This is a genomic window from Synechococcus sp. R55.7, from assembly GCF_047461955.1.
Taxonomy (GTDB): Bacteria; Cyanobacteriota; Cyanobacteriia; order Thermostichales; family Thermostichaceae; genus Thermostichus.
This window is the reverse complement of sequence record NZ_JANSIC010000497.1, coordinates 1-602: the sequence shown is the minus strand read 5'-3', so window position 1 is coordinate 602 and position 602 is coordinate 1. Positions and strand designations below refer to the sequence as shown.

At 60.5% G+C, this 602-nt stretch carries 1 protein-coding gene; it reads left to right on the top strand.

The window, feature by feature from the left end; genetic code table 11:
- Positions 1-602: endonuclease domain-containing protein (locus tag NW820_RS13345; protein WP_414407770.1), on the top strand; the 602-nt coding region annotated here is incomplete at both ends.

Here is a 602-nt window from a genome sequence, read left to right as displayed (position 1 = left end):
GACTCGCACCTCTTCCGCACCCGTGCAGAGCTGGAAAAGCAAGGTTACCGGCTGGTGGGGAATGTGTTTGTGCCCTCACCCCCTAGCCCCCTCTCCCACGCTGCGGGAGAGGGGGGAAGGATCGCAGCCCCCGACCTCTCTTCTCGCGCTGCGGGAGAAGGAGGGTACGAATTACCCAAGGCCAGCCGGGAACTGATTGCCAGGGCGCGGCAGTTGCGTCGCGAGGCGACGACCGCCGAAAGCCTGCTCTGGGAATTGTTGCGTGACCGTCGGCTGCTAGGCCGAAAATTCCGACGTCAACATCCGATTGGACAATTCATCGCCGACTTCTTCTGTGACGATGCCCGCCTGATCATTGAGATAGATGGCGCCGTGCACCGCGAACCCACTCAGCAGGAACGCGACCGTTTGCGGGAGGAAATCCTGCGCGAACATGGCTTTGCCATTCTGCGCTTTACCAATGACCAGATACTCGACCGCACAGAACAAGTCCTCCAAGAAATTGCTGCCTATGTCACTGCCCATTCCTACGAGCATCCTTCTCCCCTCTCCCAAAGCCTTGGGAGAGGGGCCGGGGGTGAGGGCTACCTCCCCCTCTACGA